Annotated in this window: 27 protein-coding genes, 1 tRNA gene and 3 pseudogenes; 13 read left to right on the plus strand and 18 right to left on the minus strand. The window is 67.5% G+C overall.

The annotated features are described in order from the left end of the window. Positions 1-285 precede the first annotated feature (285 nt). The 3 genes and pseudogenes from AC069H_RS26030 to AC069H_RS26040 form a co-directional block, all read right to left on the minus strand. Positions 286-358: transfer RNA gene (locus AC069H_RS26030), tRNA-Thr, on the minus strand. A 207-nt stretch (positions 359-565) separates the two neighbouring features. Further along, a pseudogene (locus tag AC069H_RS26035) lies at positions 566-847 on the minus strand (alkaline phosphatase D family protein); the annotation flags it as partial. A gap of 119 nt (positions 848-966) precedes the next feature. Beyond that, positions 967-1758, minus strand: a pseudogene (locus AC069H_RS26040) (alkaline phosphatase D family protein); the annotation flags it as partial. Positions 1759-1907: 149 nt separating this feature from the next. On the opposite strand from AC069H_RS26040, the gene AC069H_RS26045 reads away from it, so the two are divergent. From AC069H_RS26045 to otsB, 3 genes are all read left to right on the plus strand, one after another. Continuing rightward, complete coding sequence (locus tag AC069H_RS26045; RefSeq protein ID WP_478229320.1) at positions 1908-3473, plus strand: threonine/serine exporter family protein; 1566 nt, start codon at positions 1908-1910, stop codon at positions 3471-3473. A gap of 81 nt (positions 3474-3554) precedes the next feature. After that, positions 3555-5006, plus strand: a complete 1452-nt coding sequence (locus tag AC069H_RS26050) for an alpha,alpha-trehalose-phosphate synthase (UDP-forming) (RefSeq protein WP_340686352.1) — start codon at positions 3555-3557, stop codon at positions 5004-5006. 36 nt (positions 5007-5042) lie between these two features. Continuing rightward, complete coding sequence (otsB, locus tag AC069H_RS26055; protein ID WP_478234109.1) at positions 5043-7571, plus strand: trehalose-phosphatase; 2529 nt, start codon at positions 5043-5045, stop codon at positions 7569-7571. 131 nt (positions 7572-7702) lie between these two features. On the opposite strand, the gene AC069H_RS26060 is transcribed toward otsB, so the two are convergent. From AC069H_RS26060 to AC069H_RS26075, 4 genes are all read right to left on the minus strand, one after another. Further along, entirely contained in the window at positions 7703-7975 is a 273-nt protein-coding gene (locus AC069H_RS26060) for a MoaD/ThiS family protein (RefSeq protein WP_478229318.1), read from the minus strand. Continuing rightward, on the minus strand, positions 7976-9028 hold the full coding sequence (locus AC069H_RS26065) for a WD40/YVTN/BNR-like repeat-containing protein (protein WP_478229317.1): 1053 nt from the start codon (positions 9026-9028) through the stop codon (positions 7976-7978). Between the two features lie 159 nt (positions 9029-9187). Then, positions 9188-10144: a glycoside hydrolase family 6 protein gene (locus AC069H_RS26070; protein WP_478234110.1), complete on the minus strand. Its 957-nt coding sequence runs from the start codon at positions 10142-10144 to the stop codon at positions 9188-9190. Positions 10145-10259: 115 nt separating this feature from the next. Next, positions 10260-10925 carry a C39 family peptidase gene (locus AC069H_RS26075; protein WP_478229315.1) on the minus strand — a complete coding sequence of 222 codons (666 nt, stop codon included), beginning with the start codon at positions 10923-10925 and terminating at the stop codon, positions 10260-10262. A gap of 158 nt (positions 10926-11083) precedes the next feature. Between AC069H_RS26075 and AC069H_RS26080 the strand changes: the two genes are divergently transcribed. Further along, the gene (locus AC069H_RS26080; protein ID WP_478229314.1) at positions 11084-11713 is read left to right on the plus strand and encodes an RNA polymerase sigma factor; all 630 of its coding nucleotides are present in this window, start codon (positions 11084-11086) and stop codon (positions 11711-11713) included. Then, the gene (locus AC069H_RS26085; protein WP_478234111.1) at positions 11700-12833 is read left to right on the plus strand and encodes a CU044_5270 family protein; all 1134 of its coding nucleotides are present in this window, start codon (positions 11700-11702) and stop codon (positions 12831-12833) included. Before AC069H_RS26080 ends, AC069H_RS26085 begins: the two co-directional genes overlap by 14 nt. 63 nt (positions 12834-12896) lie before the next feature. Here AC069H_RS26085 and AC069H_RS26090 read toward each other — a convergent pair whose 3' ends face one another. The 11 genes and pseudogenes from AC069H_RS26090 to AC069H_RS26140 all read right to left on the minus strand — a co-directional run bounded on the left by AC069H_RS26090 (position 12897) and on the right by AC069H_RS26140 (position 20332). Continuing rightward, positions 12897-13322, minus strand: a complete 426-nt coding sequence (locus AC069H_RS26090) for an LGFP repeat-containing protein (RefSeq protein WP_478234276.1) — start codon at positions 13320-13322, stop codon at positions 12897-12899. A 24-nt stretch (positions 13323-13346) separates the two neighbouring features. Continuing rightward, positions 13347-13466, minus strand: a pseudogene (locus tag AC069H_RS26095) (hypothetical protein); the annotation flags it as partial. After that, on the minus strand, positions 13417-14736 hold the full coding sequence (locus AC069H_RS26100; RefSeq protein ID WP_478234112.1) for an AbfB domain-containing protein: 1320 nt from the start codon (positions 14734-14736) through the stop codon (positions 13417-13419). The gene AC069H_RS26100 and the pseudogene AC069H_RS26095, both read right to left, overlap by 50 nt. 50 nt (positions 14737-14786) lie before the next feature. Beyond that, positions 14787-14972 carry a hypothetical protein gene (locus AC069H_RS26105; RefSeq protein WP_478234113.1) on the minus strand — a complete coding sequence of 62 codons (186 nt, stop codon included), beginning with the start codon at positions 14970-14972 and terminating at the stop codon, positions 14787-14789. Positions 14973-15055: 83 nt separating this feature from the next. Then, entirely contained in the window at positions 15056-15640 is a 585-nt protein-coding gene (locus AC069H_RS26110) for a hypothetical protein (protein WP_478234114.1), read from the minus strand. 13 nt (positions 15641-15653) lie between these two features. After that, complete coding sequence (locus tag AC069H_RS26115; protein WP_478234115.1) at positions 15654-16064, minus strand: hypothetical protein; 411 nt, start codon at positions 16062-16064, stop codon at positions 15654-15656. A gap of 105 nt (positions 16065-16169) precedes the next feature. After that, positions 16170-16712, minus strand: coding sequence for a hypothetical protein (locus tag AC069H_RS26120; RefSeq protein WP_478234116.1), 543 nt, complete (start codon positions 16710-16712; stop codon positions 16170-16172). A 6-nt stretch (positions 16713-16718) separates the two neighbouring features. Further along, positions 16719-17006 (minus strand): hypothetical protein, encoded by a 288-nt coding sequence (locus AC069H_RS26125; protein WP_478234117.1) that lies wholly within the window; start codon positions 17004-17006, stop codon positions 16719-16721. 44 nt (positions 17007-17050) lie between these two features. Continuing rightward, positions 17051-17356 (minus strand): hypothetical protein, encoded by a 306-nt coding sequence (locus tag AC069H_RS26130; RefSeq protein WP_478234118.1) that lies wholly within the window; start codon positions 17354-17356, stop codon positions 17051-17053. An 800-nt stretch (positions 17357-18156) separates the two neighbouring features. Further along, entirely contained in the window at positions 18157-19515 is a 1359-nt protein-coding gene (radA, locus tag AC069H_RS26135) for a DNA repair protein RadA (RefSeq protein ID WP_034310209.1), read from the minus strand. Between the two features lie 112 nt (positions 19516-19627). Beyond that, positions 19628-20332: a copper chaperone PCu(A)C domain-containing protein gene (locus tag AC069H_RS26140; RefSeq protein WP_478229312.1), complete on the minus strand. Its 705-nt coding sequence runs from the start codon at positions 20330-20332 to the stop codon at positions 19628-19630. A gap of 297 nt (positions 20333-20629) precedes the next feature. Between AC069H_RS26140 and AC069H_RS26145 the strand changes: the two genes are divergently transcribed. The 8 genes from AC069H_RS26145 to rlmB all read left to right on the plus strand — a co-directional run bounded on the left by AC069H_RS26145 (position 20630) and on the right by rlmB (position 26463). Further along, a complete protein-coding gene (locus tag AC069H_RS26145; RefSeq protein WP_004559016.1) occupies positions 20630-21121 on the plus strand; it encodes a CarD family transcriptional regulator in 492 nt (163 codons plus the stop codon). 74 nt (positions 21122-21195) lie between these two features. Beyond that, a complete protein-coding gene (locus AC069H_RS26150; RefSeq protein WP_478234119.1) occupies positions 21196-21831 on the plus strand; it encodes an IspD/TarI family cytidylyltransferase in 636 nt (211 codons plus the stop codon). A gap of 103 nt (positions 21832-21934) precedes the next feature. Then, on the plus strand, positions 21935-22405 hold the full coding sequence (gene ispF, locus AC069H_RS26155; RefSeq protein WP_034310203.1) for a 2-C-methyl-D-erythritol 2,4-cyclodiphosphate synthase: 471 nt from the start codon (positions 21935-21937) through the stop codon (positions 22403-22405). A 28-nt stretch (positions 22406-22433) separates the two neighbouring features. Next, positions 22434-22829: a PPOX class F420-dependent oxidoreductase gene (locus AC069H_RS26160; protein ID WP_478234120.1), complete on the plus strand. Its 396-nt coding sequence runs from the start codon at positions 22434-22436 to the stop codon at positions 22827-22829. Between the two features lie 14 nt (positions 22830-22843). Then, complete coding sequence (locus tag AC069H_RS26165; RefSeq protein ID WP_478229309.1) at positions 22844-23239, plus strand: PPOX class F420-dependent oxidoreductase; 396 nt, start codon at positions 22844-22846, stop codon at positions 23237-23239. A 107-nt stretch (positions 23240-23346) separates the two neighbouring features. Then, positions 23347-24033: an HAD family hydrolase gene (locus AC069H_RS26170; protein WP_478234121.1), complete on the plus strand. Its 687-nt coding sequence runs from the start codon at positions 23347-23349 to the stop codon at positions 24031-24033. Positions 24034-24079: 46 nt separating this feature from the next. Continuing rightward, entirely contained in the window at positions 24080-25471 is a 1392-nt protein-coding gene (gene cysS, locus AC069H_RS26175; protein ID WP_478234122.1) for a cysteine--tRNA ligase, read from the plus strand. Between the two features lie 35 nt (positions 25472-25506). Continuing rightward, entirely contained in the window at positions 25507-26463 is a 957-nt protein-coding gene (gene rlmB, locus AC069H_RS26180; protein WP_034310192.1) for a 23S rRNA (guanosine(2251)-2'-O)-methyltransferase RlmB, read from the plus strand. The last annotated feature ends 166 nt before the right edge of the window (positions 26464-26629 follow it).

Below are 26629 nucleotides of genomic sequence, written 5' to 3' on the forward strand. Positions count from 1 at the left end.
ACCGCAAGCAGGCAGGAAAGAGCCGTCTAAAGCCGAACCCTTCAGATCCGGACGACACGCTCGGAAGCCCAAGTCTCGTAGCTACGAAACCGGTCACAGCCGGCAGCCATCTCGACCGCGCCGCGGAGCTCCTGCCGCACGAAGCGCACTCGAACCTGCGACGCACCCGACTTTCGGCACAGCAGTGAAAACGGAGACGAAATGGAGCCCAACAGGGCAAAATCAAATGTGAACAACGCTCACATAACGTGCCATATCGGCAGGTCAGTAGCTATTTTGATCTTGAGCCGCCAAGGGGGCTCGAACCCCTGACCTTCTGTTTACAAGACAGATGCTCTACCAGCTGAGCTATAGCGGCCGTGCCCAGGGCAGCCCGGGCATGGCCAGTATATCGGCGCCCGTTCAGCCGTCCGCAGGGCGCACCCAGGGCTCTCCGGCGACGGTCCGGAAGGCGTGCGCGAACGTCACGGCGGTCCCCCGGATCGCGGCGGTCGGCGGCGTAGTACCAGTTCATCCGGACGGCTTGCGGGGTCACTTCGAGGACGCCGGGGCCATGCGAGTCGAGCTCGACGAAGCGCACGTGCGGGTTCAGCACGCGGATCGCGGCCTCCACCTTCAGCGAGCCGGTCCGCGGCGGGACTCCGAGCTGCTCGTCGATGTTGTCCGAGGTGACCGACGGGCAGACGAACTCCACGGCGACGCTCGTCCCGTCCCGCGGCACGTCGTTCGCCCACGACGAGTGGACGTCGCCGTCCAGGAACCACCGCCGTTGCCCGGCGCCGAGGATGGTGCCCTCCACCGAAACCTGGCCGGGCTGCCGGGTCCGGTACGTCCGCAGGTCCAGCATGGTGAGGTCGGCCCGCTTTTCGAAGCTCCAGCCCGAACTTCAGCCGCCGGTACAGCCGGTCGCCGCGGTTGCCGCACCGGCATCCATTCGAAGTACGCCTGGTGCGCGGCCCGCATCCGGTCGTGCCAGCGTCCCTCGGTCGCCGGATCGTGTGACGACGACCCGCCGGACCAAGCGTTGTCGGCGGCCTCGTGGTCGTCCCAGGTCGCGACCATCGGGTGACGGGCGTGCAGCCGTCGGAGGTGTTCGTCGGCCTTGTACATCGCGTGGCGTTGCCGGTAGTCCCCCAGGGTGATCAACTCGTTGGGCGGTACCGAAGGCCGGAGATCACCCGCAGGGTTGGGATTCCCTTCGTAGAGGTAGTCACCCAGGTGAATGAAGGCGTCCAGATCGTCGCGGTCGGCCAGGTAGCCGTAGGGGGCGAAGTGACCGACAGCCCAGTTGGCGCACGAGACCACGCCGAGTCTCAGGCTCGCGAGGTCCTCGTCGTGCGCAGGCGCGGTGCGTGTGCGCCCGGACGGCGAGACCTTCCCCTGAGCCGTGAAGCGGTACCAATACTCCGTCGACGCGCACAGCCCGCCCGCCGTCACCTTCACCGTATGGTCGCGTTCCGGCCCCGTCCGGACGTGACCGCGAGCGACGACGCGCGCGAATCCGGCGTCTTCGGCCACCTCCCACCGGACGTCCGCCGTCACCCCTTTTCCGGATCCCGGAACCGCGTCCGGCGACAGCGTGACACGGGTCCAGAGGAGGACCGAATCGGGCATCGGATCGCCCGACGCCACCCCATGCGCGAAAACCGGGGCCTCCGCCCCGCTAGATGCCCCCGAAAGGGTGAATGTCGCCGCTGTTCCGGCGGCGGTGACCCCGGCCGCGCGAAGAACGGATCGCCTGCTCACGGAGGACGCCATGGCATGCAGTGTGCCGTAAACCGGCGTGCCCGCGACGATCTTCCTCCGACGTGGTGGACGCCACTTCGGGTTTCCTGCAACGGTCGAGGCACCGGCCCCGATGCTCCTCGGGAAAGTCCCTCGAACCAGAGTGAGGAGGTGGATCGATCATGAAGATCAACGAGCACACCAAGGGAGCCCAGCGCGGCGAACGCGGTGCCGAAAAGAACCAGGACGAAACACCCGAACGTGGCGAATGGCTGCTGGAAGCGCCGCGCCAGCGTGACGGAGAGCGATCGATCCCCCAGGCTCGCTCGCACCGGCCGAATCTGCTGCGCCGCCGCGCCTGGCAGATCCTCGAGGCGCCGACGGCGGAGCAGCCCGCCGTCGAGACCGACGAGGCTATGGGCCCGAAGCCGCCCGACGACTCGACGGTCAACTTCGTCCTGGACCTCGCCCTGCGTATCGGCGAGGTCCAGATGTCGAGTGGCGCCGGCGCCTCCGACGTCACGGCGACGATCATCGCGCTGACCTCCGCGCTCGGCCTCCCGCACTGCGAGGTCGACGTGATCTTCACGTCGATCACGGTGACCTGCCACCGCGGCACCGACATGGCCCCGGTCACGGCGCTGCGCGTGGTCCGCTCGCGCAGCCTCGACTACACGCGGCTCACCCAGACCGAGACGCTGGTCCGCCGGATCGTCCGCGGCAACATCGGCGCCGAAGAGGCCCAGCAGGAACTCCAGCGGATCACCACCGCGCCACACCCGTACCCCCGCTGGGTGGCCACGGCCGCCTGGGGTGGGCTGGCCGCGTTCATCACCCTGATCCTCGGCGGCAGCCTCGACGTCGCCCTGGTCGCGCTGGTGATCAGCGCGGTCATCGACCGCCTCGGCCGCTTCCTCAACCGCTTCGCGCTGCCGTTCTTCTTCCAGCAGGTGGTCGGCGGCCTGGTCGCGACCCTGTCCGCGATGGCCATAGTCAGCAGCAACCTGCTCACCACGGACAAACCCACGCTGGTCGTCGCGGCGGCCGTCACCGTGCTGCTGTCCGGTCTCTCCACGGTTTCCGCCGTGCAGGACGCCATCACCGGCTATTACGTCACGGCGGCCGGGCGCACGATGGAAACCGCGCTGATGAGTGCCGGACTGATCGCGGGCGTGGTGCTCGCGCTGAAGATCGCGGTGCTGCTCGGTCTCCCGCTGACGCCGCTGCCCGAGGTCGTCTCGTCGACGCCGCAGGACCTGCCGATCATCATCCTCGGCAGCGTCGGCGCGTCGGCCTGCTTCGCGCTGGCCTCGTACTCGACGCTGCGCGCGATGATCGTCGCGGGAGCGGCGGGCGCCATCGGCGGCGCGGTCTACGGCGCCTTGATGCTGACCGACTTCCAGGCCGTCAGTTCGTCCGCCGTCGCCGCCACGCTGGTCGGTTTCTGCGGCGGCGTGCTGGCCAGGCGGCTCAAGGTGACGCCTCTCGTGGTGGCTGTGTCCGGCATCACGCCCCTTCTCCCCGGCCTCTCCACCTATCGTGGTCTATACCAATTGGGCGTCGAGCCCGGCGGGAACATCTCGACGCTGATGACCGCGGTCGCGATCGGGCTTGCCCTGGCAGCGGGTGTGGTACTCGGCGAATACCTGGCGCAGCCGGTGCGCACGGGGCTCGGCAGGCTCGAACGCAAGTTCGCCGGGCCGAGGATGGCGGGCCCGATGGAACCCGCCGAACGACGCTTGGAGTGACCGCTCGGCGACCGGCCGTGGCCTCCTCGCGCGATAGGGTTTCCGCTTAGGGCAGCGACCCGCGAATCGAGGGAGCGGCTGGTGGACGAAGTGATTGCCGAGACGAGCAGAACGGCCTCCGCGGATTTCGTGGTGGTGGCGAACCGGCTCCCGGTGGACCTCGAACGGACCGCCGACGGAAGCAGGCGCTGGACGGCGAGCCCTGGCGGGCTGGTGTCCGCGCTCGAACCTTTCCTGCGGTCACGCAAGGGAGCCTGGGTCGGGTGGCCGGGTGTGCCCGACGTCGACGTCGAGGAGTTCGACGACGACGGCCTGGTCCTGCACCCGGTCTCCCTGACGTCGGACGACGTCCGCGACTACTACGAGGGCTTCTCCAACGCGACGCTCTGGCCCCTGTACCACGACGTGGTGGCACGGCCGGTGTTCGACCGGAGCTGGTGGGAGTCCTACGTCCGGGTGAACCGGCGCTTCGCCGAGGCGAGCGCCAAGGTCGCCGCCGAGGGCGCGACCGTGTGGATCCAGGACTACCAGCTGCAGCTGGTCCCGGCGATGCTCCGCGAACTGCGTCCCGACCTCCGGATCGGGTTCTTCCTGCACATCCCGTTTCCCCCGGTCGAGTTGTTCATGCAGATGCCGTGGCGGACCGAGATCGTCCGCGGCCTGGTCGGGGCCGACCTCGTCGGGTTCCACCGGCCGGGTGGCGCGCAGAACTTCCTCTGGCTGGCGCGGCAGCTGGCAGGCCTCGAGTCCAGCCGCGGCGCGGTCGGCATCCGCACCCGCCCCGGCCTGATGCAGGTCGGCGACCGCACGGTGCGGGTCGGCGCGTTCCCGATCTCCATCGACGCCATCGGCCTCGACAGACTCGCCAAGACCAAGGGCGTCGCCGAACGCGCCGCCCAGCTGCGGCGCGACCTGGGCAATCCGAAGAAGGTCCTGCTCGGCGTCGACCGGCTCGACTACACCAAGGGCATCGACCTGCGGTTGCAGGCGCTGCACGAGTTGCTGCACGAAGGCCGCGTCCGCCCGGAGGACGTCACGTTCGTCCAGCTGGCCACCCCGAGCCGTGAGCGCGTCGAGCACTACCAGCGGATGCGCGGCGACATCGAGCAGATGGTCGGGCGGATCAACGGCGAATTCGCCCGCGTGGGTCACCCGGTCGTGCATTATCTGCACCAGTCCGTGAACCGGACTGAGCTGGCCGCGTTCTTCTCCGCGGCCGACGTCATGGTGGTCACTCCCCTGCGTGACGGGATGAACCTCGTCTGCAAGGAGTACGTCGCCTGCCGCCACGACCTGGGCGGCGCGCTCGTGCTTTCGGAGTTCGCCGGCGCCGCGGCGGAGCTCACCAGCGCGCTCCTGGTCAACCCGCATGACCTGGACGGGGTGAAGAACGCCTTGGAGACTGCCATTACGCTCGACCCCGCAGAGGGACGCCGCCGTATGCGCGCCATGCGTCGACAGGTCCTCACGCATGACGTCGACCGCTGGGCGCGCTCGTTCCTCCAAGCGCTCGGTGCCGAACCGGCCGACTGATTCCCCCAACCCCGCTACGTTCCCGAGGAGAAATCGTTGACCGCCGAGGCACTGCCCGCCGAGCTGCGGCGCGCGATCGTCCAGGTCGCGCGCACCCCGCGGTTGCTGGTCGCCTGCGACTACGACGGCACGCTGGCTCCGATCACGGCCAATCCGGACGAAGCCCGGCCGCTGCCGGAATCGGTAGGCGCGCTCAGGTCGCTGGCCGGCCTGCACGAGACGACCACCGCCGTCATCTCCGGCCGCGCGCTGCGTGATCTCGCCACCCTGTCCCGTCTCCCGGCCGAGGTGAACCTGGTCGGCAGCCACGGGTCCGAATTCGACATCGGCTTCATCCACGCGCTCGACGACAAGGCCCGCGAGCTGCACAGACGACTCGAAGCCGAGCTGGAGAACCTGGTGCTCGACGTACCGGGCGTCTCGCTCGAGGTCAAGCCCGCGAGCATCGCGGTGCACGTCCGCCGCGCCGAGCACGAGGCGGGCCGCCGGGTCCTGCGCGACGTCCACAATGGACCCGCGCAGTGGGAGGGCGTGTCCACGACCGACGGCAAGGAGGTCGTGGAGCTCGCGGTCGTCCAGACGGACAAGGGCCGCGCGCTGGACACCCTGCGCCACCAGGTCGGCGCGACGGCCGCAGTCTTCCTCGGCGACGACGTCACCGACGAGAAGGCGTTCGCCCGGCTCTCCGGCCCGGACCTCGGCGTGAAGGTCGGCGACGGCGAAAGCCTCGCGCAATACCGGGTCCCGGACACCGTCGACGTCGCGATGGCGCTCGCCTTCCTCCTCGAAGAGCGGCGTAACTGGCTGTACGGCGAGCAGGCGCCGCCGATCGAGCGGCTTTCCATGCTGGCCAACGAACGTTCGGTCGCGCTGGTCACGCCGGACGCCCGGCTGACCTGGCTGTGCCATCCCGGGCCCGACGCGCCCGCGATCTTCGCGGACCTGCTCGGCGGGGCCGGCGCCGGACACTTCTCGATCAAGCCGCACCGCAACGGCCTGCCGCTCGGGCAGCGCTACCTGCCGAACACGATGACGGTCGAGACCCGCTGGTCGCGGCTGCTCGTCACCGACTACCTCGAGCCGGAGAGCCCCGCGCACCGCACGGATCTCGTCCGGGTGATCTCGGGTGAGGCGGCGGCGGAGATCGTGTTCGCGCCGCGGCCCGAATTCGGTGGTGTGCCGGTGAAGCTGGTCGCCCAGGGCGATGGGATCCTGGTACAGGGCACCTCGGAACCGTTCGCGCTGCGCTCGCCGGGCGTGGAGTGGGAGATCACCTCCGACGGCATGAACGACACCGCGACGGCGCTCGTCACCCCGACCCCGGACAACCCGGTGGTACTCGAACTCCGTTGCGGCACCTCGGACCTCGGCGCGCACGAACTGTCCGAAGTGGATCGGCGGGCCCGTGCGGGCGAGTACTGGAGCACCTGGGCGCGGACGCTCAAACTGCCCGGCGTCCAGACCGACCTCGTCGGCCGCTCGGCGCTCACGCTGCGCGGGCTGGTGAACACCGACACCGGCGGCGTGCTCGCGGCGGCGACGTCCTCGCTGCCGGAGGAGATCGGCGGCGTCCGGAACTGGGACTACCGCTATTGCTGGATCCGTGACGCGGCCATGACCGTGCGCGAACTGGTCCACCTCGGCTCGATCGAAGAGGCGGAAGGCTACCTCCGCTGGCTGCACGGCGTACTGTCCACTTTGGCCGGTCCGGAACGGCTGCACCCGCTGTACACGTTGGCGGGCAGCGTGATCGGCGCCGAAGCGGTCATCGAGTCGCTGCCCGGGTACGCCGGTTCGCGGCCGGTCCGCGTCGGCAACCTGGCGAACCACCAGGTCCAGCTGGACGTGTTCGGCCCGGTCGTCGAACTCGTGCAGACGTTGGCGGCGGCGCGCGGCGAACTCCGCGACGAGGACTGGCAGATGGTGCGCGCGATGGCCGAGGCCGTCACGCGGCGCTGGAACGAGCCGGACCACGGCATCTGGGAGGAGCGGCACGTGCCGCGCCACCGGGTGTACTCGCGGGTGATGTGCTGGGTGACCATCGACAGGGCGATCAAACTGGGCGAGATCTACGGCCGCGAGGTGCCGGGCGCGTGGCCTTCGCTGCGTGACGAGATCGCCGCGGACGTCCTGGAGAAGGGCTGGAACGAAGAGGTCCAGGCCTTCACGACCGCTTACGACGGAACGGATCTCGACGCCGCGTCGCTGTTCGTCGGGCTGACCGGGCTGATCGATCCGGCCGACCCGCGGTTCCAGTCCACGGTGACCGCGATCGAGGCGGAACTGCGCAGTGGGTCCACTGTGTACCGTTACCGCCGCGACGACGGCCTTCCCGGCGGCGAGGGTGGTTTCCACATCTGCGCGGCCTGGCTCATCGAGGCGTACCTGCTCACGGGGCGGCGCACCGAGGCCGAGGAACTGTTCACGCAGATCGTCGACGCCGCGGGCCCGACCGGGCTGCTGCCCGAGCAGTTCGACCCGATCGCGGAGCGCTCGCTGGGCAACCACCCGCAGGCGTACTCGCACATCGGGCTGATCCGCTGCGCGAACCTGCTTTCCCAGTAGCCCGCGCTTCCTGACGTTCGGGGCCGCGGTGTCTGTTCTCAAGGTCGTGAAGGCCTCCTTCCCTACACTCAAGGTAGGGAAGGAGGCCTTCACGGCACCTCCGGACCGCAGGCGATGCGGGGAAGTCCCCTTCAGCCGCCGGCGACCGACGGGATGATCTGGACTTCCTTCACCCCGTCGAGAGAGGTCTTGGCACCGTCGAGACGGCGGCACTCCTCACCGTCCACATAGAAGTTCACGTAGCGCCGCAGCGCGCCGGTTTCGTCGCGCAGACGGCGTTCCAGCGCGGGGAACCCGGCGCCGAGCGAGTCCAGGACGCCGTCGAGCGTCGAAGCCTCGACTTCGAGCGCGCCGCGGCCGTCCGCGAGCGGCCGCAGCATCGCGGGCAGCAGGACCCGGACCACCTAGACCACCTGGGCCCGCACGCACAGCACGTCCGGCAGATGCGCGGCCACCTGATGCCAGGTGTCGCCTTCATCGGGGCTCGCCCACACTTCACCGGATCGCGTGCCGAAATAGATGCCGTCCCGCGAATCGACGCACATCCCGTCCCGCAGCACTCCCGCGTAGAAACCCTTGTCCGGCAGGCCGTTTCCGAGCCCCGTCCAGGTCTCGCCCGCGTCCTCGCTGCGGTAGACCCGGCAGCGGCCCTCCGGCGGGAAGCGGAGAACGTCGGCCACCAAAGGGAAGTTGTAGACGGTGTCCGGTTTGGACGGATGGACGACCATGGCGAAGCCAAAGTCGTTCGGCAGGCCGCCCGCGATCGACTGCCACGTCTTCGCGTCGTCGTCGCTGCGGTACACACCGCCGTGGTTCTGCAGGAAGAACCGCTCGGGGCGCGACGGATGCATCGCGACCTTGTGCACGCACTGCCCGAATTCGGGCTCCTCGCCGGGCAGGAAACCGGCGCTGATCCCGCGGTTGGACGCCGTCCAGCTCTTGCCGCCGTCCTCGGTGCGGTAGACCCCGCCCGTCGACATGGCGACGGTGATCCGCCCTGGATCCGTGGGATGCGGCAGGACCGTGTGGATCATCTGGCCGCCGCCACCGGGAGTCCAGTGTGGACGGTGCTCGTGATCCCAAAGCCCGCGCACCAGCTCGAAGGTCTCTCCGCCGTCCTCGGACCGGAACAGCGCCGACGGCTCGACACCGGCGTAGATGACGTCACCGGCGAGCACGATCTGCCAGATGCCTTCGAGCGCGGTCTCCGTGCCGGCGGGGAAGGCGACCGGCGCGCGATCGGGTTCGGACCAGGTCTCGCCGAAGTCCTCCGACGTCGCGATGGTCGGGCCGAAGTGTTCGTTGACCGCGGCCGCGTAGACCTTGGAGGGGGCCAGCGCGACCGCTCGGACGGCCTCCATGGGGAACTTCGGTTCGGAGATTTCCCAGTTCTCGCGGTCCTCGCTGCGGGCGAGGAACAAGCCCTTCCTGGTACCGATCCCCAGCTGGAACTCCACGACGCCATCCTCTCGGTCGACACTGTGACTCAGGTCACCGTACTACCGGAAGCGCGTGGAGGCGTCGCGCCGGCTGCTGTCCAAGGGGTCGTGGCCCTCGCCTTCTCGGGAGAACGAGGGGCACAGACGAACAGCCGGCGCGACGGGTTCCGGGGGCGGTCAGGTCCCGCTGATCAGGCGCAGCGCCAGATCGGGGCTGAACTGACCGGCTTCGACGTTCGGCGCGATCCCGCATTTACCGTCGGAGTCACCGGGCACCTTGACCCAGAGCAGCATCTCCGCGCCGCCGCCGGTCTGCGAGGTCGCCCCGAGCTTGCGCCCGGCCGGGTTGCACCATTCGGAGCCCAGCGGGCCGTTGCCGTTGCGGCTGGTGTCGATCACGAACGGCTTGGTGTAGCCGTACTTGCTCGACAGCGCGGCGCTGACGGCCTTGCCGTAGTTCGCAGAGTCGGCGGTGGTCTTGTAGTTCGACACGTTGATCGCGAGACCGCGGATCGACTTCACTCCGACGGCGTTGAGCCGGTCGGCCATGGTCGCGGCGGGGATCCAGGTCGAGTTGCCGCCGTCCATGTACGCCCAGGTGTTCGGCGCCTTGGCGGCGAACTGCTCGGCGGCGTACTTGAGCAGGTCGAGGCGGGTCTGGCGCTCGCCGACGGGCAGGCAGTCGACCTGCGCGAGCGCGTCCGGCTCGATGACGACGACCGCGGGCTTGCCGCCGATACCGTCGGCGAAGTTCGAGATCCAGGTCCGGTACGCCTCCGGGCTGCCCGCGCCGCCACCGGAGTGACCACCGCAGTCGCGGCCGGGGATGTTGTAGGCGACCAGGATAGGCAGCTTGTCGGCCACGTCGGCGGCGTAGGTGTAGCCGTCGACGGCGGTCTTGACGTTCCCGCTCCAGTTGCCGAACCAGCGCGCGCCCGCCTTGGTGGAGATGGCGGCCTTGATCTTGTCGGCGGTGCCGCCCGGGTGATCCCGCACCCAGACCGCGGGGTTGGAGTTCGGGTCGACGTAGAAGCCGTTGGTCTTCTCAAGGGGGTTGCCGTCGGCGGCCTGGGCCGGCGCGGCGATGAGGGCCAGCAACGAGGCGGCCAGCAGACCGAGCGTCTTGATGCGCATGCCCACCAGCCTCGAGCCCTCCCGTACAAGATTCGTACAACCCCCGCGTTTCGTCCTCTGAATGCGGTCCTTGCGCGTGCAAGTAACGCATTCAGAGGACGAAATGCGGCAGGGGTCAGGCCGAGTACCCCTTCGGCGGGATCAGGGTGGCGAGCTGGTTGAAGGTGAGCCAGTAGATCTGGTTGCCGCCGAAGTTGGCCGGGTCGGCGATCTTCACCGTCATGTTGTCGCTGTTGTAGCCGATGATCGTGAAGTAGTGGTAGATCGTGTAGTTCGGGTAGCCCGGCGGGTGGTTGTTCGCCGGGGCGACGATGTTCGCGACGATCGCGTAACCGTTGTTGACGTCCAGCACGATGTCGCGCCACAGGAGATCGCGCTGCGCCTGGGTCGGCGGGTCGTTCGGCATCTCCTTGGTCTCGTACCAGCCACCGGCGACGTGGTTGTTGAGGACGCGGGTGACCTGCCCGATCCAGTCGGTGCCGTTGGTGGTGGTCGGCAGTTCGTTCGCGAGCTGCTGCTGACTCGGCGGGTTGCCGTTCTTGGCCGAGATCGCGATCCGGGTGGCGGCCGGACCGCACCAGTAGCCGGTCTGCTGGATCTGGTACTGGATGTTGAGCTCCGCGGCCGCCCTGACCCCTTCGACCTTGGCGGGCGGCGCCATCGACTTCACGAAGTCGGGCGCGGGTACGACGTCCTCACCTTGGGCGACGGCCGCCGCCGGAGCGGTGATCAGTGCGGACACCGCGAGCGCGGCGACGACCGCGGTCCTGAGTCGGCGCATGGTAATCCTTCCCCAGTTTCACTTTTGAATGGTGAATACTGAACATGATCTCCGGTCCCGCGCCTTTTGCCTACGGCGTCACCTGTGCTTTCCCCGTTCGGCCCACGACGAAAGTAGGATCGGATGAACGCTTCGGAGGTCATCGGGCAATAGCGATCGTGCAGGTGATGAAAGACGATCACGAGCAGGCCGGCACGCGCGGGCTGGACAGGCCGGATCTCGGTGGTCCAGATCCCGCCCCCGTCTTCGGTCTGCTCTTCGACGCCCACGCGGCCCCGCTGCAGCGCTACCTCGCGCGCCGCGTCGGCACGGAGACCGCGCACGACCTCGTCGCCGAGACGTTCCTCGTGGCGCTCCGGCGGCGTGAGACGTATCGTCCCGAGGCCGGCACGGCGCGCGCCTGGCTCTACGGGATCGCGACGAACCTGCTGCGCCACCACGTCCGAACGGAGACCAGGGCGCTCAACGCCACGGCCCGGCTCGCGGCCGCCGACCAGACGGTCGCGGCCGGACACGACGGCCGCGTCGCCGAGCGGGTCGACGCCCAGTCCCGCGCGGCCCAGCTGGCGGGAGCACTGGCCGAACTGAGCGTCGCGGACCGCGACACCCTGCTGCTGGTCTCGTGGGCGGGGCTGGATCCCGGCGAGGTCGCCGAGGCCTTGGGAATTCCCGCCGGGACGGTCAGATCACGGCTGCACCGGATCCGAAGATGGTTGCGCGCCAACGCACCGGAGTCCACAAAGGACGATTCAAGAAAAGAGGAGGAGGGCGAAAGTGCACGGCGGTAGCATCCGGAAGGTGTGGTCCGAGGCCGAACTCGACGAAGCGCTGGCAGGCCTCCACGCCGAGCCGGAAACCCGGCAGGACGAACTTTCCCGCGCCAGGGCGGCGCTCCTGCGCGCCGCCGGCGACGTCGAGGACGAACTCCTTCCCGTGACCGCGCCGCCGGTGAAGAAGCGGCCGGGCGCGTGGCGATGGATCGCGGCCGCGGCCGCCGCGGCACTGGTGTCCGGCGGCGGGATCGTGGTGACGAACGTCCTCACCGGCGACGACGGCCCGGACCCCGCGGCCCATTCGACCGTCACCCAGGGCGAAGACGCCCTCGAAGCCCTCCACGGCGACGACTTCCCGATCCGGGACGACCAGTTCCGGCTCGTCACCGAGTCCACGTGGACCACCCATGTCACCAAGACGGGGCTCGTCTACCAAACCCACGAGATCCTCGAACGCTGGCTGCCGCCGCGCAGCTGGATGCCGATCAAGACGCGCTTCACCGGAACCGGCGAGATCCGCTGGGTCAAGGGCGACTACCAGACGGCCAAGGCCCTTGGCGAAACACTTCCGGGCCCGTCGTCACACGTCACCGTGGCGGATGCCCGGCCGCCGCGAACCACCACCACGGCACAGGTGCCTCCGCCGGTGAAGACCTCCGAGGATCGGCTGCCGTCGGACAGCGGGTGGACCGACCCGACGCCGGAGTTCCTCGCCGAACTGCCTGTCGACCCGACGAAGCTGTCCGAACGGCTCCGCCGTGACGGCCTCTGGCCGGACGGCCGCTCACCGGAGCAGGTGAACTCCACACCCGAGATGTTCGAGATGGCCTTCAAAGTCCTCCGTTCCTCCCAGGGCTTCGGCGCGCTGCGGGTGGCACTGTGCAAAGCGCTCGCGAGAATGCCCGGCGTCGACGTGGCGAGCGTGGTCACTCCCGGCGGACGGCCCGCGGTGTCCTTCACGGTCGCGTTGCCGGACCAGACGCGCACGTTCCTCGTCGACAGGGCGACGGCCGCCGTCGTCGGGAACCGCGCCGTCCGGTCCAACGGCCAGGACGAGGGCTGGCCGGGGCTGACCTTGTTCGACACGTCGATCTCCGTGGTGATCACCACGGACGGCGGTCCCAAGCCCAGCTAGCGCGTGCGAACGGGGCTTCCAGGCAGGTTCGCCCGGAAGCCCCGTTCAGTCAGACGGTCACTTTCAACACTTGGACGTCCGGTCCGTGGCGATCCCGGTCGTGAAGCTGTAGTGGATCGAACCACGCTGGAAGTTGCTGCACCGTCCACCAGGCACGTCCAGCTCGTCCGAAATGGGGTAGCCCAAGGCGGAGCGCTCTCGGCGGCGGATTTCGCCGCGCTCCTGGCGATCAACGTCACCGGCCAGTTCCTGCTGGTCAAACACGCCGCGCCGTGGCTCCCAACCCAGCGCCTTCCACTTGTTCTTGATCGCACCGTAGACCAAGTGTGCGTCTGTGCCCGATGTCCAGTAGATCGAACCACCACCGGCGAAGTGGTTGTAACGGCCGATTCCGTCGGGTGTGCCGGTCTCGTCGGTGGCAGGGGCGCCGAAGGCGTAGTGATGCAGCGCGTTCGCCTGGAGGTACTTGGCGAAGATGTTCCCTTCCATCTGCTTCACCCCGGTCGCCGCCGTCCAGGTCAGACGGCCCTTCTGGTAGTCGCGGTACCTGACGACCCCGTCTGCCTTCTCCTCCGCGACGGGGTCACCGACACGGGCGCGGATGGGATCGTCGTTCAGCCAGCGGCGATGGATGAGCGTGGTGCTCGGGTTCTCGCCGTGAATACGCCAGAAGCGATCGATTTCGTAGTAGGCCGGTGCGTCGAAGACGTTCGCGCCGCTGTTGTTCGCGGGCCCGCACCTGACCACCGTAGTGCCGGAGGAAGCGTCCAGGGGCTCCCTTCGATTCCAGGGTCACGCCCCCGGACTCGGTGCGGCTGCACCAGGTCGCGTCGGTGCGGAACCGATCCGTGCCGTCGCTCGGCACGATGAGCACCTTGAAGTCGAGTTGACGCAGGTAGCTGCCCGGCTTGGTCACCGACTCGAAGGAATGGCACGCGAAGTCCGCAAGCCCCGGAACGACCTTCCACGACGCGTCGACGGCCTCGCCCGCCGGCTGCGGCGCCGGGGTACCGAAGGCGATCACGGCCTGACCACCGTGCGGGCTGCGGACGTATGTCCCCCGCACTCCCACCGTGTCGGCCTGCAACGACTGCCGGAGCACCCAGTCCTCGTACTGGCCGATACGCAGGAACCGGTCGACGGCCTCGTAGTCACCGGCCAGCGCTCTGCCCGCCGCCCACACGAGCGTCGGAAGCACGCCGCTGTTCTCGGCCCTGACTTTCAGCTCCTGCAACCGCTTACGGTCGGCGTCGGCCTTCTTCTGCAGTGCGATCTCGAGATCCCGCCTGTTCGCGGCGTAGATCCCGGTGTCGATGTAGGCCTTCCAATCCGCGGCATTGCTGCTACGCAGGGCGCGTTCGGCGGCGATGGCGACTTCCGACCCGGCCACGGCCCGGTTCCAGATCTCCCGGACGAAATTGTCGTCCGACAGAACGAGCAGGCTCTCGGTCGCGACGATTCCCAGCACGGCAGCCGCGTTGGCCTTCGCGTTCCGGGCCGCCAAGCGTGCCTTCTCGGCTTCGGTGGCTTCCTTGTCGGCGTCGATCTTGTCCTGCTGGTCCTGCGCGTGAGCGTCCACGATGCCGGTGGACAGGAAGGTCTTCTGCGTGGCCTCGTCGGCACCGAACGCCGCCAGCGCCGCGGCCTTCACCTTGGGCCCGGTAGCTCGCTGCCACAGGGCGTAGACGAAGTCCTTGTAGCTTTGGATGAGCAGCTCCGCCTCAGGAATGATCCCGATCGTCGCCGCGGCACGCTGCTTCAGTTCACGCGCCTGGCGCGCCACCTCGGTGTCCCGGATCTCATTGGTGTCGTCACACTTCTTCGCCTCGTGGATGCCGGTCTTGATCCACTGCGTGCACTCCAGATCCGCACCCGCGAACGCCAGCTCGGCCGACGCCCGCACCTCCGCCCCCTTCGCCTGACGCCACAGGGCGATGACGAAGTTGCGATCCTTCAGGATGAGCAGATCATCCCCGGCGAGGATCCCAGCACCGCGGCCGCCCGGACCTTGTCCTCCATCGACGACTCCGGCACCGCCGAGGCCGCCTTGCTCGCCGACGGCGGCTGGTTCACCGGCGTGGCCGCCAGGGCGGGCACACCAGCCACACCCGCCATCAAAGCGCCCGCGGTGACCGTCACCAACGCTCTCAAAAATACGCTAGATCTTTTCTCATTTCCCCCTCATGATTTCTGCGGTCAAGCGAAAATAAAGTATTCATCATTCAGACTGCCGACTCTCGCAGAAGTCGCAAGATGTTCGAGAACACGTCATCCTCGCCGCGAGAGCCACCTGCGATTGAAAACCCGGCAAGGAAATCTTGTTCGTCCAGCATGAACCCAAATTGCCCGAATTCAATTTTCTTACTTGGAACCACGTCGCCGAACGCAAAATAAATCACTTCATCCGAGCAGTATGCAGCAAGCAGGACGCCTTCCCGCACTACAGTCAGCTGCGGAACAAGGTCCACATTGAGATCCCATTGCGCCCTATCGACGCGAATTCCCGCACCGGAATCGGAAATTTCGTCAGACTCGAATGGCCGCAATGCTTCAATATCCACGGGAAATTCACCGAAAGAGACAGTCGGCAGTCTGATCACAATAAACGCGGCAATCTCGCCGGTAAGCGGTTCTACCTTTACCTCGAAGTAACCGCCATCGTAACCACTGTCCCGGTCTTCGATGTTCAGGTAAACAAGCTGACCAAGAGCCCCCAAAGGGATCAGCGAAAGAGAAAGCGGAACATACTGATCCCCTGATACAGATATCTGCCGAGGCCGGCCGGCGGACAGGAATCGCAAGGGCATAGCAGTCACCTCGCTACCGGTTGATAGTGTTTAAGCACCGGGAGGTCACCCGCATTTCTGGGTGCCGCGAAGACCAACTCCCAGTCGTCGATGACATACATCTTCTCATACTCCAATCCGTTCCCGACAACTCGGCGGACCGCGTTGCGCAGGTTGGACAACTGCAACTGCGCAACGAGTTCACGCATGCCGGACGAATATTGAGTGAAAGCACCCGCTCTACGATGTGCTCAGAAGCATTGGGATGGATCCAGACCTGTTGTGCACCTTCCAGTGACAGCTTGAAGGACTTGAGCACAAGGATTCCAGCGTAAACGGGGTCTGTGGCGTCAATAGCCTCCCAGACGCGCACGCAGTTGTGAACAAGAATTTGCGCATCTGACACATAGTAGTTGTGATCGCCTTCAACTTCGAAGTTGTACACCCGAGCAGGTGACGAAGATCGCTGGATTCGCGTGATGGGGTACTGTCCGCCATCCCGACCAAGCAGGACATCACCCTCGGCGAGTTCGCCTGAGTCGATTTCCCCTCATTTATCTTCGGGAACATCCCCTGCCGTAACCACGATCCCGACCAGGTCACAACTCTCGTCCACCGCAAATTCGACGGGACCGCAGGGTATCTTCTTCTCAGGCTCCGCCTCGGAGAACGAAATGTAGATCTTGTTTCGCAGTCGCCAGGATTCAAGCTCTCGGACTTCTTGAACCACCGCTCGTTGCGGTATTTGACGCGGCCCTGGTTCCCACATCGACCTGTCAACTCTCGGACCGAAGGCCGTTTCCGGCAGATCTTCGGCTGAAACCACCGGCAAGTCGTCGATATCAGTCGTCAACTCGGCTGTTGAGGACTCTGGAATCCTGATCACCGAAAGGCCGACGATCTCCGCCGACATGGGGTCTACCCTTATTTCGACATATCCGCCGTCGAAGCCTTTTTCCCGATCTTCAATGCATAGCCAGAGGCCGGATCCGGCGATCTTGCAGGGAACCCACGCTACCGCAAACGCCACGTTTTCAACACGAGAAACCACCGCATCCCTTACTTCGCCGAACGAAGCTACCTTGACCACCATTCGCCATCAATCCCCGGAAATCCAAACGTAACCCCGTCGCCGCTCAACCGAATAGAAGAATTCACGAACCCTGTTCACGTCGGGGCGCAGTTCCGGATGTCGCGCCAGCATGCCGGTCGATTCAGCGCTGATTCTGGCGAGCTGCGAGACATTGAACATCGTGTCAGCGTGACTGTGCACGCCATCCAGAAGTTCGCCCGACGTCGCAACATCGACAAGTCGAAGCAGAGACTCCGCCACCTCTCGTCCAGGGTCACTTCGACCATGCATTTGATCTTCGGAAAATACCTTCATCTCGAAACACCTCTTGGATTCAGCTGCTCCGCGGGCAGGTCATATCACTTGGAAGCCGCAATCGGCTTCCCAACAGGGTACATCGATATGACGCCGCCGTACTTGTCCCGAACAAGCAGGAACCAGTTCGTGGACAGGCCGTTCTCCTTGACTCGGCCAATAGGTTTGCCCGCGTCGACAAGTCGCTCGAAATTGCCGTTGGCGTTGGGCCCACGGCAGCCGTATTTGTTCGCGAGTTCTACCAGGTCGTCCAGGTCACCTGAGGAGAGCTCCTTGTAGAACACCCCTTTGCCCGCCTCTACCGCGACGCCACCTTCAGTGTGCACCTCCCGGACCTTCTTCTCCGACATGTTGTCCAGCATCGCGTCGACACAGTTGATCTCCGCGGCCGAAGCGGCAGCACCGGCGGCCGCCGCGACCGTTGCTCGGCATGTCGTCCTGAACCTCTGGACGAGTTCGCCTGCCTTTTCCAGCAGCTTTCGCCCAGCAGCGGACCCTTCGAGGAACTTGGTCAGGCCCGACCTTGGCTACCGCCGCGCTGACAGCCGGTAGCTTCGCGAGCAGCACGAGCCGAGAGCCGACATTGATGACGGTCCACAAACATGCCGCGACGTCGCCTTCGGTGAAGCATTTCTTGGCGTCGGTGTATCCGATGACATCGAGAAGGACCTGGCCGCCGTTTTCGATGATCCAGTCGATAACGCTCTTTTTGCCTGTTTCGAACGCGGCCTTGTAATCGGCGAGAGTACTGCACCCAGATGCGGTCGCCCGCCGTCGAAGCGACGGCGACGACGGGATTCGCCCACATCGCCAGCACCGCGACGAACATCAGGCAAAGCGCACGCTTCAAGGCATGCATTCGCATCTGCGATCCCCCTCTTACTCCCGGTCACCACACGGCAGCCGCGCTGAACGTATGAGGCCGGGAGATAGCCGTCTTCCGGAGAAAGATCACAGGACAGGTCTAGACAAATCAAGTAACAAACCGACCGCCGCGGGCGATCACCCGCTTACTTACCGTCGAAATCGGACTTTGGACGCAACCCGGCTACGCCATCCAGTTCCATCGACGGCCGAGACGCCTGTCGGCCGAGATCAACTCGTTACCAGAGCACTGCGAGGGCGACGGCGATTCTGTCCCCTCGTACGCCTAGCGCGCGTGCTTGGCGGCGTTGAGCGCGCTTCCGACGTCCGGGACCTCCAGCACCCTGATCCCGGGCGGGATCTTGCCGGAGTCCGGAGGCACCAGCGCGTAGGTGAAGCCGAGGCGGGCGGCCTCCGCGAGCCGCCGCCCGACGCTCGGCACCCGCCGGACCTCGCCCGACAGCCCGACCTCGCCCATCGCGACGAGCTTGGGCGAGAGCGGCGTGTCCCTCGCCGAGGAGATCAGTGCCAGCACCACCGCGAGGTCGATCCCGGGTTCGGTGATCTTCATGCCGCCGACCGTCGCCACGTAGACGTCCTTGTCGCCGACCTTGATGTTCGCCCGCTTCTCGACCACGGCCAGCACCATCGCGACACGTGCCGAATCGAGGCCGCTCACCGCGCGCCGGGGCTGCGGTGACTGGGTCGCCGACACGAGCGCCTGCACCTCGCCCAGCAGCGGCCGCTTGCCCTCCATGGTCACCGTGACCGCGGTGCCCGCGACCGGCTCCGCGGTGTGGCTGAGGAACAGCCCCGACGGATCCGGCACGCCGACGATGCCCTCCTCGACCAGCTCGAAACAGCCGATCTCGTCGGCGGCGCCGAACCGGTTCTTGATGCCGCGCAGCATCCGCAGCGTCGAATGTTTGTCGCCCTCGAACTGCAGGACCACGTCGACCAGGTGCTCCAGCACGCGCGGCCCGGCGACCGAGCCGTCCTTGGTGACGTGGCCGACCAGCACGATCGGCAGCCCGCGCTCCTTGGCCAGCGCGACCAGCCCGGAGGTGACCGCGCGGACCTGGGTGACGCCGCCCGGCGCGCCCTCCACCTGCGGCGAGGCCATGGTCTGGACAGAGTCGACGATCAGCACTCCCGGCTTGACCGCGTCGACATGCCCGAGGATCGCGGAGAGATCGCTCTCGGCCGCGAGGAACATCTCGTCGTGGACGTTGCCGGTGCGCTCGGCGCGCAGGCGCACCTGCCCCGCCGACTCCTCGCCGGTGACGTAGAGCGCGCGGCCCGCGGTGGCCGCCCATTGGTAGGCGACCTCCAGCAGGAGGGTCGATTTGCCGACACCGGGCTCGCCCGCGAGCAGGATGACCGCGCCCGGCACGAAGCCGCCGCCGAGTACCCGGTCCAGCTCGGAGACGCCGGTGGGCTTCGCGCGCGCCGTCTCGACGTCCACCTCGCCGATCGGGCGCGCCGGGGCGCTGGGCGCTCCCGCCGCGACCCTGGCTATCGCGGGACGGGCGTCGCCGCGTTCCTCGATGGTCCCCCACGCCTGACATTCCGGGCAGCGCCCGACCCACTTCGGCGCCTCGTATCCGCATTCACCGCAGCGGTAGGTGCTGCCTTTCTTGACCACCCCGCGAGGCTAGCGGCCACCACCGACAAACCCCGGCAACGACGCAAGTACAGGAAGGCCCCCTTCATCGCGCCTGGCGCGATGAAGGGGGCCTTCCTGTACTTGCGAGGACTTAGTGCCCGCCGCCCTTGGCTTCCTTCTCGGGCGCGGGCGCCCTGCTGCCCGGGTGCGACGGCGCTGCGACCGGCAGGTCCACCGTGATCGAGCCGGAGTTCTTGAAGACGAAGGTGACCTTGATGGTCTGGCCCGCCCACACCGGCTGCTTCAGCCCCTGCAGCTCGATCGTGGCCTTGCCCACCTGGTCCGGCGCGTTGGTCGTCTCCGGGCCCGCGGACGGCGTGACCGTCCCGGCGGAGCTCGACGACGGGGCGCCGGACGACGAGGGGGCACCCGAGGACGACGCCGGCGCGGAGGACGGGGCGCTCGTCGGGGCGACCTCCTTGGTCGACTCGACCGCGTCGGACGGGCCGATCACGAGCGCGTGGCTCGCGGCGACGACCTTGGACCCGGTGATCTTGGCGTCACCGGTGGCGGCTTCGGAGGAGACGGAGACGAGCTCGTCGTCCAGCTTGCCCTGGTTCACGATGGTCAGCGTCAGCGGCGCGGCGGAACCGGCCGGGTACGCCTGCCCCTCGGCCGGGAACTGGAGCGCGGCGTTCCGCAGCACCAGGTCCTTCGCCTGCGCGTACGTCCCGTTGACCGCGGGCTGCTGCGAGTCGGTCTGGGTGATCTGACCAGCACCGCAGCCGGCGAGCACGAGCGCGGCGCCGAGCGCCAGCACACCTGCGCCGAACACGCGACGATTCTGCAGCCTCACGTCGGAGTCCTTCCATCTCACGGCCTCTTCACCGCGAAGACTAGCCGGGCGCCTTCGCGGGCCAAGAACCCGGTGCGTGTTGACACCCCACCAATGCGGTGACGTGCCCAAGATCAACCGTCCACAAAGGATTTGGAAATCGTTCGCTTCTCACCAGCGTGAGCATGGGCGAATTGGGTTTGTCAACCCCCGGGCGGAGCACCGTCAGGCCGCTGACCTGCGACGACGATCGCGGGCCGCTAGGTGGGCCTCGTCGGCACGTGCTAAGATGAATTCAGCGAAAGGGGCAGAGGACACATGGTTTTCAAGGTCGGAGAGACCGTCGTCTACCCGCACCACGGTGCCGCACTCATCGAAGCCATCGAGACCCGCGTGATCAAGGGCGAGGAGAAGAAGTACCTCGTCCTCAAAGTCGCGCAAGGGGATCTTACGGTTCGCGTGCCCGCTGACAACGCCGAGATCGTCGGCGTTCGTGATGTCGTCGGGCAAGAAGGACTGGACAAGGTTTTCGACGTTCTGCGTGCTCCGCACACCGAAGAGCCCACCAACTGGTCTCGTCGGTACAAGGCCAACCTCGAGAAGCTCGCCTCCGGCGATGTGAACAAGGTGGCCGAAGTGGTGCGCGACCTCTGGCGGCGAGAGAAGGACCGCGGACTTTCAGCCGGCGAGAAGCGCATGCTGGCGAAGGCGCGGCAAATTCTGGTCAGCGAGCTGGCGCTCGCGGAGGGCACCGACGAGGACAAGGCTGAAGTCCTCCTCGACGAAGTTCTGGAAACCGCGACAGTCTGAACCGGCGGGTGTCCCACGCCAGGTGAGGCTGCGGGGGATACCTCTACGATCGCGCACATATGAGCACCGTCCATATGAGCACAATCGCGTTCGTCACTGTCGTTCGGCACCATGCCTCCGACGCGGAGCTCGCTCTCGCGCCGGTCAATGGTGAAGCGCTACTCACGCACACTGTGCGGGGGCTGCTCGCTCTGCCGGATCTCGATCTGGTGGTCGTAGCGGCCCCCGAGCGGTGTGCTGATTTGTTTTCGGCCGCTTTGCGCGGCTTCGAGGAGCGTTGCCGGATAGTACCCGGCGCGTCACTGGAGCATGCTTTCGACACCGTCGTAAAAGAGATCACCGGGAATCCGGTCTTCCTCGTGCACGACGCCTTGCGCGCCTTCACCCCCGCGGACACGATCCGTGCCGTCGCGGAGGCGGTCCGTGCGGGCTCGCCTTTCGTGGTCCCGGTACTTCCGATGGCGGACACCGTGAAGGTGACCGACGCGGCGAAGGTGATCACAGGCACCGAAGACCGCGCATACCTGCGCACGGCCCAAACCCCGCTCGGCTTCACCCGTGAGACTTTTCTCTCGTATGCCGCCGAGCCGTCTCTCGACGGCGCGCACACCATCCCGGGACACCCCGACGCGATGCGCGTCACCAACGCGTTCGAACTGAAACTGGCCGAGGCGATCGCGGTGGCCGGGGCAGCAGAGGAAGTGCTGTGATCCGCGCGGGGCGCCCCTCCCCGATTCCCGAGGTGAGTCGCTAACGTGCGCCCTGGCGACGCGATCGCGGTCGCGCGCAACCGGCGAAGAAAGAGGAAACCCTGTGAGGATCGGCAACGGCGTCGACGTCCACCCCGTCGAGGCGGGCCGCGAATGCTGGATCGCCGGTCTCCTCTGGCCCGGCGTCGACGGTTGCGCGGGCCATTCCGACGGCGACGTCGCGGCGCACGCGTTGTGCGACGCGCTCCTGTCCGCGGCCGGGCTCGGTGACCTCGGCGCGGTGTTCGGCACCGGCGACCCGCGCTGGGCGGGCAAGCACGGCGTCGAGTTCCTCGCGGAGGCGCGGCGCCTGGTCGAGGCGGGCGGTTGGACCGTCGGGAACGCGACCGTCCAGATCGTGGGCAACGCGCCGCGTGTAGGAAAGCGTCGCGAAGAGGCCCAGAAGGTGCTGAGCGAGGCCGTCGGCGGGCCGGTGAGCGTGTCCGGGACGACGACCGACGGGCTCGGCCTGACCGGACGCGGCGAGGGCATCGCGGCGTTCGCGACGGCGCTGCTCCTGCCCTCGCAGGAATAGCCGCCGCCGGGAGCCGGTTCGGGCTGTCATGGCAGTCACACTTCCCGAACCGGTCCGCGAACTGGTGGACGGCAAGAACTTCGCGACCGTGGCCACGCTGGACGCCGACGGCGGCCCGCAGACCTCGGTCATCTGGGTGGGCCTCGACGACGGCGATCTGGTCTTCAGCGCCACCGAAGACCGGCTGAAGGTGCGAAACCTGCGTCGCGATTTTCGCGCGAGCGTGTCGATCACCGACGCGGAGAACCCGTACCGGCACACGCAACTCCGCGGCACGGTCACGATCACCCCGGATCCGGGAAAGACGTTGCCGAAGACGCTCAGCCACAAGTACCTCGGCCAGGACCCGCCGGCGGAGGGCCCGGAGGTCGAGCGGGTGATCGTGCGCCTGCGGGTGGACAGGATCGCCGGGAACGTCCGGTGATTAGGCTTCCCGACATGGGTGTGACCTTCAACGACGCGACCAAGAAACTCCTCGACGGCAACAACTTCCCGGTGCTGGCGACCGTCAACGCCGACGGCTCCGCGCAGACGTCCGTGCTGTGGGCGAGGCGGGACGGCGACACGGTGATCTTCGCGACCGTCCGCGGCCGTCTCAAGGAGCGGAACATGGCCAGGGACCCGCGGGTGTCCGTCTCGGTCTTCGACCAGGAGAACCCGTACGACTACGTCGAGATCCGCGGCACCGTGGAGATGACCGACGAGGGCGGGCGCGAGCTGATCAACGAGCTCTCGCACAAGTACCTCGGCAAGGACTACCCGGAGGAGCCTGCCGACGTCGTCCGCGTGCTGGTCCGGATCACGCCCACCAAGATCACCGGCAACGCCGCCTGACACGCGCCATGAAAGGTCCTTTCCTTGCAAAATCTGCAAGGAAAGGACCTTTCATCTCACACGCGAGGGGCGGCAGGAACCCCACGATCGTGGCTAATGTGGAACCCGTGACCTTTCGCGCTGTGTTGTTCGACTTCTCCGGCACGGTCTTCCGACTCGAACAGGACGAGACCTGGCTCGCCGACCTCACCGACCACGAGGGCGAGCGGCTCGACATCGAGGCCCAGACCGAACTGATGCGCCGGATGACCGCGCCGGTCGGCCAGGTCGTCGATCTCGACGAGGAGCACCTGCACGCCTGGAACCACCGCGATCGCGACCCGGTGCTGCACCGGAAGGTGTACCTCGAGGTCCTCAAGCAGTCCGGGGTGCCGCACGCCGACCAGGCGGTCGCGCTCTACACCCGGCTGATCGATCCCACCCAGTGGACGCCGTACCCGGACACCGAGGCCGTCCTCAAGGGCGTCTCCGGCAAGGGCGTGAAGCTCGGGGTGCTGAGCAACATCGCCTTCGACATCCGGCCCGCCTTCGGCCGCCGTGGCTGGGACGCCTACGTCGACGAGTTCGTCCTGTCGTTCGAGGTCGGAGCGGTGAAGCCGGAGCCGGAGATCTTCCGCGCGGCCGTCGAGCGGCTCGGGGTCGACCCGGCGGAAACGCTCATGGTCGGCGACAGCGAGGAGGCCGACGGTGCCGCGCGCGACATCGGCTGCGCGTTCGCGCTGGTAGAGCCCCTGCCGACGACCGAGCGGCCGGACGCCCTGCTCAGCGTCATGCGTGCCCATAACGTGCTGTAATACGGTCACTGCGACACCGCTCACGCCGACCCCGTACCCTTTTAGGGTGGCACTACACCTCTATGACACGGCGACCCGGAGCGTGCGGGAATTCCATCCCGCCCGTAGCGGAACGGCGTCCATGTACGTGTGTGGTGCCACCGTGCAGGGTGTTCCCCACATCGGCCACGTCCGCGGCGCGCTGAACTACGACGTCCTGCGCCGCTGGCTCGTCCACAGTGGACTCGACGTGCTGATGGTCCGCAACGTCACCGACATCGACGACAAGATCCTCACCAAGGCCGCCGCGGCGGATCGTCCCTGGTGGGAATGGGCGGCCACGCACGAGCGCGCCTTCGAGTCGGCGTACGAAGCCCTCGGCTGCTTGCCGCCTTCGATCGCCCCTCGGGCGACAGGGCATGTCACGCAGATGGTCGAGCTGATGCAGCGGCTGATCGACGGCGGGCACGCGTACGCCTCGGGCGGCGACGTGTATTTCTCGGTCAAGGCGTTCGACGGCTACGGCGATCTCTCCGGCCAGAAGCTCGACGAGGTCCAGCAGGGCGAGAGCCTCGGCGAGGGCAAGCGCGACGCGCGCGACTTCACGCTGTGGAAGGCCGCGAAGCCGGGCGAGCCGTCATGGCCGACGCCGTGGGGTCCCGGCCGTCCCGGCTGGCACCTCGAATGCTCGGCGATGGCGACCACGTACCTCGGCGCCGAGTTCGACATCCACGGCGGCGGCGTCGACCTGGTTTTCCCACACCACGAGAACGAGCGCGCCCAGTCGAACGCGGCGGGTGACCCGTTCGCGCGGTTCTGGCTGCACAACGCCTGGGTGACCATGTCCGGCGAGAAGATGTCGAAGTCGCTGGGCAACACGGTCTCCATCCCGGAGATGCTCAAGGACCACCGGGCGCCCGAACTGCGGTACTACCTGGTCCAGCCGCACTACCGGTCGACGATCGAGTACTCCGACGGAGCGCTCGCCGAAGCCGCGCAGGGTTACCGGCGGATCGAGCAGTTCCTCCGCCGCACGGCGGGCATCACCGGCGCGGTCCACCTCGGCGAGATCCCGGACGGGTTCGCCGCCGCGCTCGACGACGACCTGGCCACTCCGCAGGCGTTCGCAGTGCTGCACAACACCGTCCGCGACGGTAACGCCGCCCTCGACGCGGCCGACAATTCCAAGGCACTCGAAATCGCCGCCTCCGTGCGCGCGATGACCGACGTGCTCGGCCTCGACCCGCTCTCCGCGCGCTGGTCCGAGGCGGGCGGCGATGAGACGCCCACCCGGCAGGCGCTGTCCGAACTCGTGGAAGGGCTGCTCACCGAACGGCAGCAGGCCCGCGCCGAGAAGGACTTCGCCCGTGCGGACGCCGCGCGTGACCGCCTCCAGCAGGCGGGCATCGTGGTGGAGGACACGCCGAACGGTCCACAGTGGACCGTCAAGGACGTCTGACACTTACTCGGTTTCTAGCTCAAGGATTCTCACTGATGGCAGGCAACTCCCGGCGCCAGGGCGCTATTCGCAAGCCCGGCACGAAGAAGGGTCAGGTCGTCGGCTCCGGCGGCCAGCGCCGGAAGGGCCTCGAAGGCAAGGGCCCGACGCCCAAGGCCGAGGACCGGCCCGGCCACAAGGCGTACCGGATGGCCAACGCGCGTGACCGCAAGGACCAGGCGCGGCAGAAGAAGGCCGACAAGCCGGAGCTGATCGCCGGGCGCAACCCGGTGGTCGAGGCGCTGCGCGCCGACGTGCCGGCCACCGCGCTGTACGTCGCGATCAACATCGAGATCGACGACCGCGTGAACGAGGCCGTCCGGCTCGCCGGCGACAAGGGCATCTCGATCCTGGAGATCCCGCGCGAGGAACTCGACCGCAAGACCAACCGGGCCATGCACCAGGGCCTCGGCCTGCAGGTCCCGCCGTTCGTCTACGCCGACCCGCGCGACCTGATGGCCGTGGCGAAGGACTCGGGGCAGACCCCGCTGTTCGTCGCGCTCGACGGCGTCACCGACCCGCGCAACCTCGGCGCGGTGATCCGCTCGGCCGCCGCGTTCGGCGCGCAGGGGGTCCTCCTGCCGGAGCGGCGCAGCGCGGGCATGACCGCGGTCGCGTGGCGGACGTCCGCCGGCACCGCGGCCAAGCTGCCGATCGCCGTCGCGACCAACCTGACCCGTCAGCTGAAGGCGTGGAAGGACGACGGCCTGATGGTCGTCGGCCTCGACGCGGACGGTTCGGTGGACATCGACGAGCTCGACCTCGCGGCGGATCCGCTGGTCATCGTGCTCGGCTCCGAGGGCCGCGGCCTGTCCCGGCTGGTGCGCGAAACCTGTGACGCGACCGTCTCGATCCCGATGGCGGCCGGCGTCGAATCGCTCAACGCGTCGGTCGCTGCCGGGGTGCTGCTGGCCGAGGTGGCGCGCCGCCGTCGGCTCGCGGGACGTGTCTGACCCCGCACTTCGTCACACGGTGCGGGGTGCGGTGACTCTTGGTGAACCCGCGTCCGCGATCGACGTCGGCCGGGCGGGTTCACGAGTGTGGTCACTTTTCCGGGCCATCTCAGCTCCGCCACCAGGCGCTCAGGCTAGGGTCACCAGCGGATAACGCGTAACCGCC

The sequence above is a fragment of the Amycolatopsis sp. NPDC043887 genome (genome assembly GCF_056435665.1).